Annotated in this window: 18 protein-coding genes and 1 tRNA gene; 9 read left to right on the forward strand and 10 right to left on the reverse strand. The window is 64.1% G+C overall.

The features are described from left to right. Positions 1–2 precede the first annotated feature (2 nt). Entirely contained in the window at positions 3–305 is a 303-nt protein-coding gene (locus BRAGE_RS0114560) for a hypothetical protein (protein WP_011087444.1), read from the reverse strand. Between the two features lie 206 nt (positions 306–511). Between BRAGE_RS0114560 and BRAGE_RS0114570 the strand changes: the two genes are divergently transcribed. Further along, a complete protein-coding gene (locus tag BRAGE_RS0114570) occupies positions 512–724 on the forward strand; it encodes a hypothetical protein (RefSeq protein WP_027559256.1) in 213 nt (70 codons plus the stop codon). A 105-nt stretch (positions 725–829) separates the two neighbouring features. Here BRAGE_RS0114570 and BRAGE_RS0114575 read toward each other — a convergent pair whose 3' ends face one another. The 3 genes from BRAGE_RS0114575 to BRAGE_RS0114585 form a co-directional block, all read right to left on the reverse strand. Then, entirely contained in the window at positions 830–2,875 is a 2,046-nt protein-coding gene (locus BRAGE_RS0114575; RefSeq protein WP_027559255.1) for an acetoacetate--CoA ligase, read from the reverse strand. A gap of 142 nt (positions 2,876–3,017) precedes the next feature. Next, positions 3,018–3,242 carry a hypothetical protein gene (locus BRAGE_RS0114580; protein WP_027559254.1) on the reverse strand — a complete coding sequence of 75 codons (225 nt, stop codon included), beginning with the start codon at positions 3,240–3,242 and terminating at the stop codon, positions 3,018–3,020. A 129-nt stretch (positions 3,243–3,371) separates the two neighbouring features. Continuing rightward, positions 3,372–3,593, reverse strand: a complete 222-nt coding sequence (locus BRAGE_RS0114585) for a hypothetical protein (protein WP_027559253.1) — start codon at positions 3,591–3,593, stop codon at positions 3,372–3,374. Between the two features lie 145 nt (positions 3,594–3,738). Here BRAGE_RS0114585 and BRAGE_RS0114590 point away from each other — a divergent pair, with 145 nt between their 5' ends. Further along, the gene (locus BRAGE_RS0114590) at positions 3,739–4,824 is read left to right on the forward strand and encodes an AI-2E family transporter (RefSeq protein WP_027559252.1); all 1,086 of its coding nucleotides are present in this window, start codon (positions 3,739–3,741) and stop codon (positions 4,822–4,824) included. A 109-nt stretch (positions 4,825–4,933) separates the two neighbouring features. Beyond that, positions 4,934–5,326: an NUDIX hydrolase gene (locus BRAGE_RS0114595; RefSeq protein ID WP_027559251.1), complete on the forward strand. Its 393-nt coding sequence runs from the start codon at positions 4,934–4,936 to the stop codon at positions 5,324–5,326. Positions 5,327–5,378: 52 nt separating this feature from the next. Here BRAGE_RS0114595 and BRAGE_RS0114600 read toward each other — a convergent pair whose 3' ends face one another. Both BRAGE_RS0114600 and BRAGE_RS0114605 read right to left on the reverse strand, forming a co-directional pair. Beyond that, entirely contained in the window at positions 5,379–5,663 is a 285-nt protein-coding gene (locus BRAGE_RS0114600; RefSeq protein ID WP_027559250.1) for a hypothetical protein, read from the reverse strand. Between the two features lie 166 nt (positions 5,664–5,829). After that, positions 5,830–6,069 (reverse strand): hypothetical protein, encoded by a 240-nt coding sequence (locus BRAGE_RS0114605; RefSeq protein WP_027559249.1) that lies wholly within the window; start codon positions 6,067–6,069, stop codon positions 5,830–5,832. Between the two features lie 693 nt (positions 6,070–6,762). Between BRAGE_RS0114605 and BRAGE_RS0114610 the strand changes: the two genes are divergently transcribed. The 3 genes from BRAGE_RS0114610 to BRAGE_RS0114625 all read left to right on the forward strand — a co-directional run bounded on the left by BRAGE_RS0114610 (position 6,763) and on the right by BRAGE_RS0114625 (position 11,795). Then, a complete protein-coding gene (locus tag BRAGE_RS0114610; protein WP_027559248.1) occupies positions 6,763–9,870 on the forward strand; it encodes a DEAD/DEAH box helicase in 3,108 nt (1,035 codons plus the stop codon). 367 nt (positions 9,871–10,237) lie between these two features. After that, positions 10,238–10,948, forward strand: a complete 711-nt coding sequence (locus tag BRAGE_RS0114615) for a hypothetical protein (RefSeq protein ID WP_027559247.1) — start codon at positions 10,238–10,240, stop codon at positions 10,946–10,948. Positions 10,949–11,609: 661 nt separating this feature from the next. Then, positions 11,610–11,795 (forward strand): hypothetical protein, encoded by a 186-nt coding sequence (locus BRAGE_RS0114625; RefSeq protein WP_027559246.1) that lies wholly within the window; start codon positions 11,610–11,612, stop codon positions 11,793–11,795. Between the two features lie 62 nt (positions 11,796–11,857). Here BRAGE_RS0114625 and BRAGE_RS54525 read toward each other — a convergent pair whose 3' ends face one another. Both BRAGE_RS54525 and BRAGE_RS55830 read right to left on the reverse strand, forming a co-directional pair. Next, positions 11,858–12,016 (reverse strand): hypothetical protein, encoded by a 159-nt coding sequence (locus BRAGE_RS54525; RefSeq protein WP_156950857.1) that lies wholly within the window; start codon positions 12,014–12,016, stop codon positions 11,858–11,860. A 98-nt stretch (positions 12,017–12,114) separates the two neighbouring features. Next, positions 12,115–12,273 (reverse strand): hypothetical protein, encoded by a 159-nt coding sequence (locus tag BRAGE_RS55830; RefSeq protein ID WP_167336500.1) that lies wholly within the window; start codon positions 12,271–12,273, stop codon positions 12,115–12,117. A 235-nt stretch (positions 12,274–12,508) separates the two neighbouring features. Here BRAGE_RS55830 and BRAGE_RS0114640 point away from each other — a divergent pair, with 235 nt between their 5' ends. Beyond that, positions 12,509–12,742, forward strand: a complete 234-nt coding sequence (locus tag BRAGE_RS0114640; RefSeq protein ID WP_027559245.1) for a hypothetical protein — start codon at positions 12,509–12,511, stop codon at positions 12,740–12,742. 174 nt (positions 12,743–12,916) lie between these two features. Here BRAGE_RS0114640 and BRAGE_RS55835 read toward each other — a convergent pair whose 3' ends face one another. Next, entirely contained in the window at positions 12,917–13,087 is a 171-nt protein-coding gene (locus BRAGE_RS55835; protein WP_167336501.1) for a hypothetical protein, read from the reverse strand. A gap of 60 nt (positions 13,088–13,147) precedes the next feature. Here BRAGE_RS55835 and BRAGE_RS0114650 point away from each other — a divergent pair, with 60 nt between their 5' ends. Beyond that, entirely contained in the window at positions 13,148–13,351 is a 204-nt protein-coding gene (locus BRAGE_RS0114650; protein ID WP_141263048.1) for a hypothetical protein, read from the forward strand. Positions 13,352–13,695: 344 nt separating this feature from the next. Then, on the forward strand, positions 13,696–13,893 hold the full coding sequence (locus tag BRAGE_RS56820) for a hypothetical protein (protein WP_035729724.1): 198 nt from the start codon (positions 13,696–13,698) through the stop codon (positions 13,891–13,893). Between the two features lie 296 nt (positions 13,894–14,189). On the opposite strand, the gene BRAGE_RS0114655 is transcribed toward BRAGE_RS56820, so the two are convergent. Further along, positions 14,190–14,265, reverse strand: a tRNA-Lys gene (locus BRAGE_RS0114655). Positions 14,266–14,473: the final 208 nt, after the last annotated feature.

The following is a 14,473-nucleotide window of genomic DNA, read 5'->3' on the forward strand; positions in this document are numbered from 1 at the left end:
AATTAGTCGCGCCGGCCGCCGTCGATGACGGTGAACAGCGGCCGTGCCGGGGTCGGCTCGACCAGCAATTCCTCCACCAATGCGGTGGCTGCATCGACATATTTGCGCGTCGGCTTGTCGAGCTCGCGTTTCGCCTCGTCGTCGAGCGCGACCTTGGCGGCCTCGACCAGCTTGCGCATGCGCGCGGCGTGGTCGTCGCCCGCCGTCAGCGTCGCGCGCGCCAGCGAGCGCAGCACGAACAGCTCGCCCTCGAGGCGGAGCAGGCGGTCGTTGAGCCTGGTGAGGACGGCGTTGAGGTCGGCCATGGCAAACACTGGTTGCGGAGAGTTCATCCTGATCTAGCGGCGATCGGTGAACGGACTCCAAATGCAGTCGGCGCAATTGGGCGGATCTTTCGGACCGGCGGCACGGTCGATGCCGTCGATGTGACCGATCGTGAGCCACGGAGGCGTGGGGTGCAGCGTGGTCCGCACTACATGACATTGCGGGTGGACGTCTGGAGCACGGTTCAATGCGCTCTGTCCTGGTCCTGATTCTCGTGATCGCAACCGGCGCGCCGGCTGTTGCCGCGCCGGTCCGTCACGCCTACCCGCGCCATCATGTCGTGGTTCGTCCGGCCGAGGACGCGCCCGTGCCGCCAGGCTGGTACAAGTTTCCCGGCTATCCGCCGATCCCGCCATCGGAGAACAGGAATTTGGATCCGTCCAACTTCGGCGGCGGTTAAAGCATGATCCGGAAAATTGCGCAGCGGTTTCCGAAACGATCATGCGTCGACTACAAGCTCAAGCGCGATGACGATTTATCCTGATCTCATCGCGCTTCAGGCGGCTTATGCCATGGTCCGCGCGAGATATTTGCGCGCGAGTTCCAGATACCAGTCGAGGCAGGCGGGATTGGCCATCGCCTCCTTGTTGATGACTTTCTCGACGGGCTGGCCGAGCAGCAGCTTCTTGATCGGCAGCTCCTGCTTCTTGCCGGAGAGCGTGCGCGGGATCTCGGCGACGGCAAAGATCTCGTTCGGAAGGAAGCGCCGGGAAAGACTGGCTTCGATTGCCTTGTTGATCTTGGCCTGCATCGCGCTGTCGAACGCTGTTCCTTCGCGCAGCACGACGAACAGCGGCATGTAGCTGTCGCGGCCGAGATATTCGAGGTCGACGACGAGGCTATCGAGCACTTCGGGCAGCGCCTCGATCGCGGAGTAGAGCTCGCTGGTGCCCATGCGCAAGCCGTGTCGGTTGATCGTCGCATCGCTGCGGCCGTAGATGATGCAGGAGCCGTCCGGATTGACCTTGAGCCAGTCGCCGTGCCGCCACACCGGCCCGCGGCCACTGTCGTCGAAATTGTCCGGATAGGTCTCGAAATAGCTGGAGCGATAGCGCGCACCGTCCTTGTCGTTCCAGAAATAGAGCGGCATCGACGGCATCGGCTCGGTGCAGACGAGCTCGCCGACCTCATCCGTGACGGCGTGGCCCTGTTCGCTGAAGGCTTCGACCGCAGCGCCCAGCAGGCGGCACTGCATCGCGCCCGGCGTCTGCGGCAATTCGCGGTTGCCGCCGATGAAGGCGCCGGCGAAATCGGTGCCGCCGGAGATGTTGGCCCACCAGATGTCGGCCTGTGCCTTGCTGCCGTTGATCTTCGCCAGCGCCGCGAAGCGGTCGTTGAACCAGGCCTGCGTATCGGCGCTCAGCGGCGAGCCGGTCGAGCCGAGGCAGCGCAGCCGCAACAGATCGCCGGCGGCGGCAAGATCGATCTCGGCCTTGGCGCAATTGGCGAAGAACGCAGCGCCAGCGCCGAAGAAGGTCGCTTTCGACTGCGCCACGAAGCGCCACAGCGTGGCCCAGTCCGGCTTGTCCTTGGTCCCGCCAGGGCTGCCGTCGAAAATGCAGCAGGTGGTGCCGCTGAGCAGGCCGCCAACCTGACTGTTCCACATGATCCAGCCGGTCGAAGAGTACCAGTGATAGCGCTCGCCGAAAGAATTCTCGTGGTAGGAGCAGCCGACGTCGTTGTGCAGGCCGAGCAGCGCCAGCACCACGATGACGATGCCGCCATGACCGTGCACGATCGGTTTCGGCAGGCCGGTGGTGCCGCTGGAGTAGACGATCCAGAGCGGATGATCGAACGGCAGCCACATCGGCTCGAACGCTTCGACCGCCGCGCCCGTCCTTGCGAGAATATCGGACAGCAGGGCGTCAGCGGCACCAGCAGCGGCCTCGCTGTGCAGGATCACGTGCTCGACGGTCGGCAGCGATCGCCGCAGCTCGGCCACCACATCGCGTCGGTCGTGCCGCCGCCCGGCATAGGTGACGGCATCGCAGGCGATCAGCACCTTCGGCTCGATCTGCTTGAATCGGTCGATGACGGCGGGCGCGGCCATGTCGGGCGCGCAGACACTCCAGACCGCGCCGATGCTCGCGCTGGCGAGAAACGCGATGATGGTCTCGGGGATGTTGGGAAGGTAGGCCGCGACGCGATCACCCGGCTTGATGCCTTTTTCCTTCAGATGCAGCGCGAGCGCAGCCGCCTTGCGCCGCAGCTCTAGCCAGCTCGTTTCTGTGAGGTTGCCGTCCTCGCCACTGCTGACGATCGCGGGCAGGCCGGCGGCGTTGGCCGCCTCGACATGCCGGAACACCTGCCGCGCGTAGTTGACCTGCGCGCCGGGAAACCAGACCGCGCCTGGCATCTTGCGTTCGGCGATCACGGCCTGGAACGGGCTCGGCGATTGCAGGTCGTAATAGTCCCAGATGCTGCGCCAGAACGCATCGAGATCGCGCACCGACCACTGCCGCATCTCCTCATAGCTCGCGAAGGTGAGGCCGCGCTGCGTGGCGAGCCAGTTGCGGTAGAGGGCGATCTGGGGAACGAAGGGAGCGGTCATTGCGGATCGGCTTCAGTTGCGGGAAGGGGAATCTAACCCGTGCCGCAGAGTAGCAGAAGCCGCAGTTCGCGCAGGCCGTTATGAGGGAGTGTGGAGCTTTCGCGGCAGGAGGAGCGGGCTACGAGACCATCGCCGGCAGCTATCACGCAACGCCGGCCCAGCGCCGTCCGAACACGGGGGGCTTGGTCTTCACGGCTTGCCAGCCGAAGAAGTGATGCTTGCCGGACCAGCTGTGCACAACGCCGCTGCAGATGCTGCATTTGAAGCTGCCGGAGTGCGCTTCGGCGTGCTCCTCGCGTGTCGCAGTGTAGTTCATGCTGCAACCCGCACAGGTGAATTCTTCGATCGTCCAGATGCTGTTGGCCATTTGCACGGAATGTTTCTTGGGACCTCGATCCCACGGTAGCCACGGGCATTTGCAGCGGCGTAAACCGGGCCGGGGAAATCCGGTTAACGAGCGTTAGCCAAGCCGCGCTGCGCCGATGCCGCCGCAAGCTCAGTCGTTGGTCTGACCATTCCGCATCTCCCGATCGATGCGCATCTGCACGCGCCTGATGGCGAGCAGCGCCAGCCTGCCTTGCACCCGGCCGGAATGGACCTTCTCGCCAATGGCGTAAGCGTAGCGCCAATAGCCGGGCGCGCCGTTCCGTCTCAGCGAATAGTGGACGCCGCGGTGGATTCCCGCGTGTGCATCGGGCTGTCTGGGAGGGGGCGCCATCAATCCGGAATGCGGATGGGCCCGATGCGTTCCTAATCGCCGGGGCGCGGGACAGGCCGGTTGTCTTGACGCCGGTGGCGCGGCTCGCAATAACGCCAAGGTTGCGCAAATCTCGGAACCCCGCGTTCATGCAGCAAGGAAGGTCGTGCCCGTGAAAAGTCTCCGTCAGCTCCTGACGGGAGAGGACATCATCCAGCTCCTGATCAGGGTCGTCCTGCTCGGCCTGCTGATCATCTGGACCTTCCTGATCATTCGCCCGTTCGTGCCGATCCTGGCCTGGAGCGGCGTGCTCGCGGTCGCGTTCTATCCGGCGTTCAGCTGGGTCGCCAAAGTCCTGGGCGGCCGGCCCAAGACCGCGGCTGCGATCCTCACCTTGATCACGCTCGGCATCGTCATTGGACCGGCGACCTGGCTCGGCATCAGCGCGGTGGATGGCGTGCGCGAGCTGGCGCGCCAGCTCGGCACCGGCGATCTCGCGCTCCAGTCGGCGCCGGAGCAGCTCAAATCCTGGCCGCTGGTTGGCCCGTGGCTCTATGACCTCTGGGAGCAGGCCTATAACAACATCCGCGCAGTGCTGCGCGAGGTGGCGCCGTATCTCCAGCCGCTGGCGGGACCGCTGTTGTCGCTCGCCGGCGATGCCGGCGTCGGCACGCTGCAGTTTCTGGTCTCGGTGTTCGTGGCGGGCTTCCTGTTTCCGCATGGGCCGCGGCTGGTCGCGGCAGGCCGCGGCTTCCTGTTTCGCATCGTGCCCGAGCAGAGCGAGCATTTCCTCGAGCTCGCGGGCGCGACCATCCGCGCCGTGGCACAGGGTGTGATCGGCGTCGCGATCGTGCAGGCGCTGCTCGCCGGCATCGGCTTCAAGCTCGCAGCGGTGCCGAGCGCTGGCCTGCTCGCCTTCATCGTGCTGCTGCTCTCGATCGTGCAGATCGGCGCCTTCCTCGTGCTGCTGCCGGTCATCATCTGGATCTGGACCGCCAAGGACGTCACCACGGCGCTGCTGCTCACCGTGTTTCTCGTCCTGGTCGGCTTCATCGACACCATGCTGAAGCCGCTCGTCATGGGGCGCGGGCTGACCACGCCGACCATCGTGATCTTCGTCGGCGTGATCGGCGGCACGCTTGCCCACGGCATCGTCGGCCTGTTCATCGGTCCGATCATCCTGTCGGTCGCCTGGGAGATGATGATGGCCTGGATCAGGACCGAGGACCGGGCGGAGGCGGGCGAGGGCTGAGCGTCCCGCCAAGGCTGTGATCAATGTCCCCGCCGAACTTGTCTATCGAGCTAGACAAGTTACGATAGGCGAGATTCTGGTTGTGAGCCTGCAATAGTCTACGAAAGTAATGGCGAAGTCTTCCAAGCTGGTCGCCGCCAAGCGCGGCAAGGTTTTGTTGGTCAGGCGGCGATCGGACGGCCTGTGGATGTTCCCGGGCGGCCGCAAGCGTGCGCGCGAGTCCGACAAGGACTGCCTCCGGCGGGAGATCAAGGAGGAGCTGCCCAAGCTCAAGCTCGGCAGGATCAGCCTCTGGAAGGAAGTGACGGCCAGGAACAAGCGGTCCGGCCGCAAGATGAGCGACGCGATCTTCATCGCCAAGAACGCCAAGGGCCGGCTTGCGATCGGCGACAAGAACGAGATCGATCGCGCCGCCTGGCAGAAGCCGCGCGGCATCCGCCTGACCGCGACCTCCCGCTACATCCGCGATCGCCTGTTTCCGAGGAAGCGGTCACGCCAGTAGCGTCGTTGCTGCGCTGTGCGGCTGCGACAAATCGCCTGCGCCAAGGCGGCTTCTAATCCGATCTGCCGGCCGACCGTTTGCGGCCTTCGAACGAGCGTGGCGGCGCCGCTTGCGTCTCTGGCGCGAGGAGCCTCGCCGCTTCGGCCTCGCGCAGCTCCTTGCGGACCTGGCGCGCGCTCCGCATCGCACGCTTGATGAACGGGTGCTGGGAATCCTCGGCAAAGAACAGCACCACCTCGCAGCTCGGACATTGCCTGGAATAGCCGTCCTGCAACCGCCCGGCGCGATCGCGGAACACGCTCTTGCACCGCGTGCACTGAATCTGGACCGAACTCATGCGCGGACAACAATGACTGATGGAAATGGATCATCAGCTCATCCCAAATGTCTGAAGAAAGTTTGAACGCGCTCCAGGACTCATCGCGCGCGTCGCCCTCGCGGCGCGGCATGTGCTTGCGCCGCGAAAGCCCGCCACCTGCGGGCGCGCACGACATCATCGGCCGCTATTGCTTGGCCGCCATCATGTCCAGGCAATGATTGAGATAGGCGGTGCGATCCCTCGGCAGCACCTTCTCGAGATCCGCCTTGATGGCGCATTCGCGCTGTCGCAACTGTTCGGCGCGGCGCTTCTCGGCGGCTTCGCGGTATTCGGGAGCAACCTTGTTGGGATCGACCAGCGGCTGCGTCCGCGCAGGCGCCGCAAAAGACAGTGCAATGGCCGCAACGACAATGAGCTGTTTCAAATGAGCCTCCTTGAAAAGCGCGATCCTAGCGCGCGGCGCGCGAACGCTCAAACCGGCACGGTGCGGTACCCCGTTCCGCCAACATGGGCTGGCCCAAGCCCGGCGAACTTCCCGCACACCGGCATTGGAACGACTGTGCGCGCAAAACGTAGACTCCGGGCTCCCGGCCCATCCCCAAGCCCCCCAAGCCCCCGGGCCGTGAGAAAACCTTCCCACAAGGTTGGCGACCTCAGTAGCCCCCTGCACTGGGGTCGTTTGCTTTGCCGCGCCAAATGTGAACCAGTTCACAAGCGCGGGGCGAAATCGCTACTATGAGTGCTTCATTACTTGACCAATTCATTTTGAACGAAACGCCCCAGCGTGGCTCCAAGCGCTGGGGTTTTTCGTGCTTGCCATGCGCGCCTTCGATCGCACTCTGAGCAAGAGGCAAGTTCCCGGCTGGGCTTGGTCAACAGCTAAATATTTAGCAGCGCGACGGCGGCCCGAACGTTGCCAGGAGGCGTGCGTTCGCAGGACAAATCCCATATGCAGGGCGGCGCGCCGCCGAATCGACATGCGGACCGCGCGCGTTCAGTTGACGACCAGAGACGGGTTCAAGTGAGGCTTGCCAAAAAAGCGCGGGTGACCAAGACATCGCCCAAGAAGAGCAAAGGATCGAAGCGCGCCACGATCTCGTCCTCGTCGCCTCTCGGTTTGCTGGCGCTGCATCTGCTTGCACAATGGAAGCAGTCCGGGCAGAGCGGCATCGTCTTTCTCGCCGAGAGCGAGACCAGGGCGGAGCGGCTCGGCAGCATCATTCACGCGCTCGACCCGGCCTGCGAGGTCCTGGTGTTTCCGCGTCTGAACACCTTGCCGTTCGATCAGCTGGAGCCGTCCCACGAGCTCGCAGGGCGCAGAGCCTCCGTGCTGAGGCGCCTCACCAAATCCAGGAATCCGGTATTTCTCATTGCGACGGCGGAAGCCGTGATGGAGCGCCTGCCGCCGCCTGCGAGCCTGTCGCGCCTCAGCGTGAGCCTGAAGGTGGGCGGCGCGTTTTCCGAGCCCGAGCTCGAGGCGCGCCTTCAGTCGCTCGGATATGATCTCGACGACGAACCGGACTATCCGGGCGGGGCGCTGTTTCACGGCCAGACGTTCGAGATATTCCCTGCGGGCGCGCTCGGCCCGTTCCGGATCGAGCATTCGGATCGCACCATCGACCGCATCGTGGCGTTCGACCCGAAGGAGCACGAGATCATCTTCGAGACCAAAGAGCTGCTCGTCGATCCCATGTCGGAGCGGCTCGCCTTTGCCGGCAAACGCGGCAAGCGCGCGAGCCTGTTCGACTATTGCGGACGGGCCAAATGGATCGCCGATGCAGGCGTGCCCACGCATGCCGACGGCTGGCTGAGCACGATCGAGGAGGCCGCGCCGCGCGCGGAGCGGGAGCGCGAATATCTCGGACAGCGCGACTGGAAGCAGCTTTCGAAGGGCATGAAGGTGCTGCCGCGGACGGCCGCCCTTCAGACCGTGCCGGACTTCTCCAAAGTCACGTCCGCGCGGAAGGTGCTGCGCGCCTTCGTCGAGGACGTGCAGCGGGCTGGCTCGCGGCTGATCTTCGTCGCGGCGCAGGAGGACGATCTGCGCGTGATGGAGCGGATGAGCGGCGTCAAGACGGAGCGCTGCGACGACTGGGACGAGGCCGCAAGCGGGCGGGGCGGCGAGGCCTCGCTTCTGGCCGATCTCGATGCGGGCTTCATCGTGCCCGGGAAAAAGCCGCTCGTGGTCGTGACCGCTTCCGACGTGCTCGGCAGCCGGGCGCATCATGCCCAGCCGATGGCGCGCGCCTGGAGCACGGCGTTCGATCATGCCGACGCTCCGGAGCAGGGCACCGTGGTCGTGCATCTCCAGCGCGGTCTTGCCGTGCTCGACGGCCTGCAGACCGTGAACACCGGCGGCGGCGCGCTGCGGGAGATGGTCAGGCTGTCCTTTGCCGGCGACAATGCGGTGCTGGTGCCGCCGCCGGATCTGGCATTGATGTGGCCTTATTCCACCGAACTCGGCAAGCTGGCGCTCGACAAGGCGGACGGCAGCACCTGGTGGGCCCGCCGCACCGAAGCCGAGCGCGAAATCCAGATCGCCGGCAAGGCCCTTGCCAAGCACATCAGCCAGCGCCGCCGGCGGCGCGGCGAGAAGCTGGTTCCGCCGGGATCGGCTTACGAGAAGTTCGTCGCGCGCTTCCCTTACTTCACGACCGTCGATCAGGCCAACGCGATCCGCGACGTGCTGGACGATCTCGCCTCAGGTCACCCGATGGACCGCGTGGTCTGCGGCGACGTCGGGTTCGGCAAGACCGAGGTGGCGCTGCGCGCGGCCGCCGCTGTGGTGCTCTCGGGCAAGCAGGTGGCGATCGCGGTGCCGACGACGGTGCTGGCACGGCAGCACACCGCAACGTTCCAGAAGCGCTTTGCTCCGTTCGACATCGAGGTCGGCAACCTGTCGCGCGCAACCTCGGGCGCGGAGCTGCGCGAGACCCGGGAGGGCCTGCGCAGCGGCCGCATCAAGGTCGTGATCGGCACGCAGGCGCTGACCGGCAAGGACGTGAGGTTCGACGATCTCGGCCTCGTCATCATCGACGAGGAGCAGCATTTCGGCGCGGCCGAGAAGGCGAAGCTCGCCGCGCTCGCCAAGAACGTCCATGTGCTGATGATGAGTGCGACGCCGATCCCGCGCACGCTCGCCGCGGGCCTTGCCGGCTTCCGCGACCTCAGCGTGATCGCCTCGCCCCCGGTGCACCGGCTTCCGGTCGCAACACGGATCGCGCCGCTGTCGGATGCGGCCATTGCCTCCGCGCTGCTGCGCGAGCAGCGGCGCCATGGACAGAGCTTCCTGATCTGCCCGCGCATCCAGGATCTCGAGCCCATGCTGGCGCGGGTGCAGGCGGTGGCGCCGGACCTGCGCATCGTCTGTCTGCACGGCAGATTGCCGGCCGAGGAGATCGACGACCGCATGATGAGCTTCGTCGAGGGCGAAGCCGACGTCCTGCTCGCCACCAACATCGTCGAGAGCGGCCTCGACATTCCCCGCGCCAATACCATCGTGGTGTGCTGGCCCGAAAAATTCGGTCTGGCCCAGCTGCACCAACTCCGCGGGCGTGTCGGCCGCAGCGGCATCCGCGCCTTCGCCCATCTCCTGACCGAGACGGCGTCCGGGCAGTCCGAGAAGCGGCTCGCCGTGCTCGAGGAGTTCAGCCGGCCCGGCGCGGGCTTTGCCATCAGCGAGCGGGATCTCGACCTGCGCGGCGCCGGCGACCTGTTCTCCGAGCAGCAGTCCGGCCATGTCCAGGTGTTCGGGCCTGTGCTCTACAGCCACCTCCTGAAAATGGCCTCGGAGAAGGTCGACGAGGAGCGCGCCGCGGTCTGGGTGCCCGACCTGAACCTTCCGGTCGGAGACATGCTGCCCGAGACCTATGTGCAGTCCGAGCCGGTGCGGCTGGAGCTCTATGCGCGCGCCGCACGATGCGGCAACGAGGACGAGCTCGACGACCTCGAGGAGGAAACCTCCCGCCGCTTCGGTTCGCTGCCGAAGGCCGCGCGCGATTTCTTCGCCGCGGCCAAGCTCAGGATCGAGTGCAAGCGCAGGGGCATCGTTCGCCTCGACGTCGGCCCTGGAGCGGTCGCCGCAACGTTCCTGCCGGGGCGGCTGCGCAAGTCGCGCGGGAAGTCACTGCAACGCGACGGCGATCGCGTCGTGTATCACGCCAAGATGCAGGACGCGCCGTTCGAGCGGGTCGAGGAGTTGTTCGAGGTGCTGGACGAGGGGTAGGCGTCTCAAAACGCGAAAACAACCCCATGCACAGTAGCAAGTGCTGCCGGCACAATGACTTGTGCAATCCGGCGGAAAGATCGGTTTGACACGTCGGGCAAAACAGTGGCATTCTGGCAAAATTCGGAAAATCCGTTATAGCTGCCGCCGGGCCGCAGGCAGCGCATCGTCGGCGCAGCTTCATTCCATCGCATGGACCCCGTAATCGGCCGGGGTGGCGAGGCCCGTCAGACGGCTACGCCGCTAACGTGGAATTAATCAAAAAAAGTCCACAATTTTAGGCAGTTGTGTAAGTGGGTGCTGCGTAAAGGACTCGTCGCGAGGACGTTCCAGCGTCGGCTTCCTTTTGCTCGCTCATTTGAGGTCAATGCCCGTGACCACGACATCTGAAGCGCAAGGCCTTGTCGAACAACTCGATCCCGTAGCGCTCGCGCTCGCCGCAGCGCCTGAACCCCTAGCCCCGGAAGCCGAACTGCCGATCAGGCCTTCCAGCCGGAAATCGGTGCTGGTCCTGGCCGTGTGTGCCCTGGCCATCAATGGCGCAGCGGCGATCTACACGCTGCCGTCTGATCTGCCGTCGCTGGATGTCGGTCGTCTGGCCGAACTGCTGCCGCGCCCGAAGGCTCCCGCACCGAAACCGGATCCGGTCGTCGCTGCGTTGAAGGACATTCAGTCGGCCCAGCAGCAACACACGGCTTCGTTGCAGGCGAACAACGATCTTGTGCAGCAGAATGCGGCTCTGCTCCAGCAGGACTCGATGGTGCTGCTGTCCCTGCGCCAGAGCATCACGGACGAGCGGGTCGATGTGAGGAAGATATCTTCGCAGCTGTCCACGCTGATCGCGAAAGTCGACTCGCTGCAAAACACGATGATGTCGGACGTCACGTCGTCCATTCGACGCGCGAATGCCCGCTATGGAATGTCCGCGGCGATGCGCAAGCGGCTGGTGCGGCAGTCGAAGCCAGTCGGACCTTCCGGACCTTCCGGACCTTCCGGACCAGTCGGGCCTGTTGGGCCTGTTTCGGTCGGCGGGGCTCCGCTGAGCGTGCCGGCTGCGGCGTCGGCTCCGGAGAGCTGAAGGCAGATCGTTTGGCGCGATGTCCCGATCAAGCTGGCCATCGCCCCTGACCAGGGGCGGCCGGTTCGTGCTGGCGCGTTGCTTCTGAGATCAACCTTTCAGCTCTCCTCCGCTTCAGAGAGTATCCGGTAGGCTTCGTCTGCTTGTTCCCTGGTCAAGTTGGCTGCCCAGTCCGTTCCGATCAGTGCCGGCCCCTTGCGCTCTCGATCGTAGACCATCCAGCCGATGCCTCCCGTCCGAACCAAAAATCTGCCCTGCGCCAGCGCTCTGTCACTCACGGATAGCCTCCCACTTACTTGCCGCGACGGGCCAAGTAGGCCGCACCATTTTCTCGAATGCATTCGTGCATGCGAATCGATTCGGGAAAAACTGGCAATTTGCTGTCGTGCTGTGTTCCTGCCCGGAACACGTCTCGAATGTGCTGAAACGAACAGAGCGCCGCTTCGATCTCAGGGTAAGCTCGCAGCTGCTTGGGCCTTCCCCTAAGGCCGAGCACCTCCAGCGGCCCCGGCCTTACCCCCCCAAAAGCCCCACGGCCGGGGCCGTCTTGCGGCTCTGTCGAGATGCGTCAGGGCTTCCCAAGTCTTCCTCCGTGAGTCGGATTGACTCTGCTGTCTCCCTGTCGAAATATTCGGGAAAAGATGGCAGATGGGCGCGCGCCATGAAGGACTATCAGGCTCAGCTGGAGAAATTGCGCACGGACGCGGCCGAGTGCGCACTGATCCGTGATCTTGCGACCGACAAGGCCAAGCGCGAGCTATTCGATCGGCTGGCCAATCATCTGACCGTGCTCGCGCAACAGGTCGAGATGGCGATGCTGGAGCGGCGCAAAGACGCTGGACCGTAAGGCCGCCTCAGCTGCTGACGGCTCTACGATGCCCGGTGGCGGCGGAGCTCGAGCGCGAGGGGTTACCGGGTCGGAGGCGCCTTCCATCCATAGGTCTGACGCGCGATTTGGCCGGTGACCTCGAGCTCCTTCTCGTCAGAGAGGCGCCAGGCCGCCACTCCGAAGCAGACGGTCAGAACCACGGCGGCAACTAGCAGCAGCATCGATAGAAACTGGCTCACGCTTACATCCCTGAACGCGACCCATCAGTGGAGCGACCACAGAACGTCGATTCGGAAAATGCAGACGCGCTGACCCATCCCCGATTGTCCCCATCAAGTCACGTCGGGCCAAAAGCGCTCACGAGTCCGATCGTGATTGGGACCAGCGCCACGACGGTCCACAGGGCGGGCGAGCTGGAGGAAAGGCCAACAACCAGTATCCAGGCACCGAAGCCCACGAGGAGCGCTGAGATGGCATAGGCCAGGGCTTTTTCCATCGTTCGATCTACGCGCAACACAGGATCGATTTGCGCCTGTAAGATTCCCCACGCGTAGAAACGTTCCTATCTGCGAACGTCGGCTCCAGAGAGCTGAAGGCGTATCAAGGCGAACGCTAGACCGCTCCGCATCAAGTGCAATGTCCATCGCCAAGCCGTGATGCCGCCTCATGTTGCGGTGGGATCGGCGGCACATCACATCAGCCCCGGCGGTAGCCCGATAGGAGCTGATACGATGCGCTCTGTCCTCGCCAACGGGCTGTTGATGGGCCTGTTGATTGTCCTGTGCACCGCTGCGAACGCTGCGCCCGCGCATCGCTCCCGCGCACATCACCCGCGCGATCCCGCGGTCGATCGTTTTGGTCCGGACGTGAATCCTCGGGCGCGCTTCGCAGTTCCCGGCTGGAGCGACGAAGCAACGCAGCGCTGGCTGAACAATGCCTCGTCCAATGTCGGCCGAGGGGGATAACGATCGATTGCATCGCCAGCCCGCGCCGGCGATCCGATGGGGGACTAATCTCTGGATGGCGAAGGCGGAGCGGCTAAAGCATGACCCGGAAAAGTGCGAAGCGGTTTTCCGAAAAGATCATGCTCAAACAACAACCTAAAGCGCGATGACGATTCATCCCAATCTCATCGCGCTTTAGGCGGCTTGCTCTTCAAACGAGGTGTAGATGCGGCCGGTTGGATCAACGATCTGAACGTCCCAGCACCCGTCCTGGACGAGCTCTCTGGCCTTCTTGAGGGCCGCCGCGAGTGACAGCCGCTTGAGGCTAACGACGCCTGCCGTGTCGAAGCCCTTGATTTCAAACATGCCGCTCCCTCCTGATTTTCTTGAATCCTACACCTTTCCGGCGCGGTGTCTCGCGGCTTTTTGGATCAGGCTGTTGGAACGGACGAGGTTGAGGGCGCGGTCAACTTACTCCCGACCGACCCAAAGGCGTTGGTCGACCTGCGGCTCTACATCGAGAAGAACTCCCTTACGCTGCCTCAGGAGGTGGTCGGGCTCGCGCTCGAGCCGATACACACCGTGCGGCTATCGCTCCGCGAGATCGCGAGCTACGGCGAGGGTAAGTAAAGCGCCACCGCCAATGCGTCGGGGCCACGATGACGAAGGCCGCAGCGAACTGATCGCTGCGGCCCGCGACACGGTCAAATGAACCGGGTGAAACGATTTAGGTGAACTATTCGCCAGCCCCGGTTTGCCGAATCTTCCCGGCGCATTCGGTTCCCGCCACAACAATTGTGAATCTGCCGTTCTCGCTCTTGGGGGGCTCTGTCACAAAACCTTGACGGACGTGTGCCAGCGTCTGCCGGCTGGGATTTCAGAGCCCAGACTGGAATGCATTTTGCCAACGCTGCCAAGCGAACATACTCCGCGCGAGCAGTGTGCAACTCGGTCTCTTATTTTGAGGTTGGTGCATGTTCAGTGCGGAAACGACTGCGCTCCTTAGAGCCGTCCTTGAAGAAGTCTGCGAAAACATCCCCGTCAGCGAAGTCGGCGCCCGAACGCATGTTGCGTCGAAGATCCTTGAGGCCGCGGCACAGGGACATCTTTCGACCGACGCATTGAGAACGGTGGGCCGCAAGGCCCTGAATCCACCTACGATATGGCGTTGATCTAGGGGCTGCAGGTTCACGCTGCTGCCCCCCATATCGCCGAGCGAGAGGAGGCCACAGTGAGCGAAAGGGCACCGCCAGCGAGCAGGTTCCTCATTCGGATGGGAGGTGTTGGTTGGATGGTTTATGATCGAGTGCGCCGGGGTCCAGCGTTAATTGAGACCGATTGGGCAGCCAACTTGACGAAAGAGCAGGCGGACCAGGCATACCGCACCCTCTCGGGCTCTTCAGAAGAGGCTGAGAGCACGGCGAGCTGATATGGACCCGAGGCACACATGCTGGCGGCTTGATTCAATTGGTGAGCGCGCTGGGGCTCGAACCCAGGACCCCGTGATTAAAAGTCACGTGCTCTACCGGCTGAGCTACGCGCTCCCATGGCCGCGGATGGCTTGCAAGAAATCGCCATCGCCTTCGGACATTTGAGAAGCATGTCTTGCCGCGACGTCTGACTTTGGCGTTGCGGGGAAAACCGGCTGTTTCCGGATCATGCTTTCGGCCCGCGCTGTGTAGGGGCAGTGGCTGCGGAGGTCAATAGTGCGGGTGGTTGCCGAAACTAGCGCCAGGGGCGGGGATTTGCTCG

The organism is Bradyrhizobium genosp. SA-4 str. CB756, assembly GCF_000473125.1.
GTDB classification, from domain to species: domain Bacteria; phylum Pseudomonadota; class Alphaproteobacteria; order Rhizobiales; family Xanthobacteraceae; genus Bradyrhizobium; species Bradyrhizobium arachidis.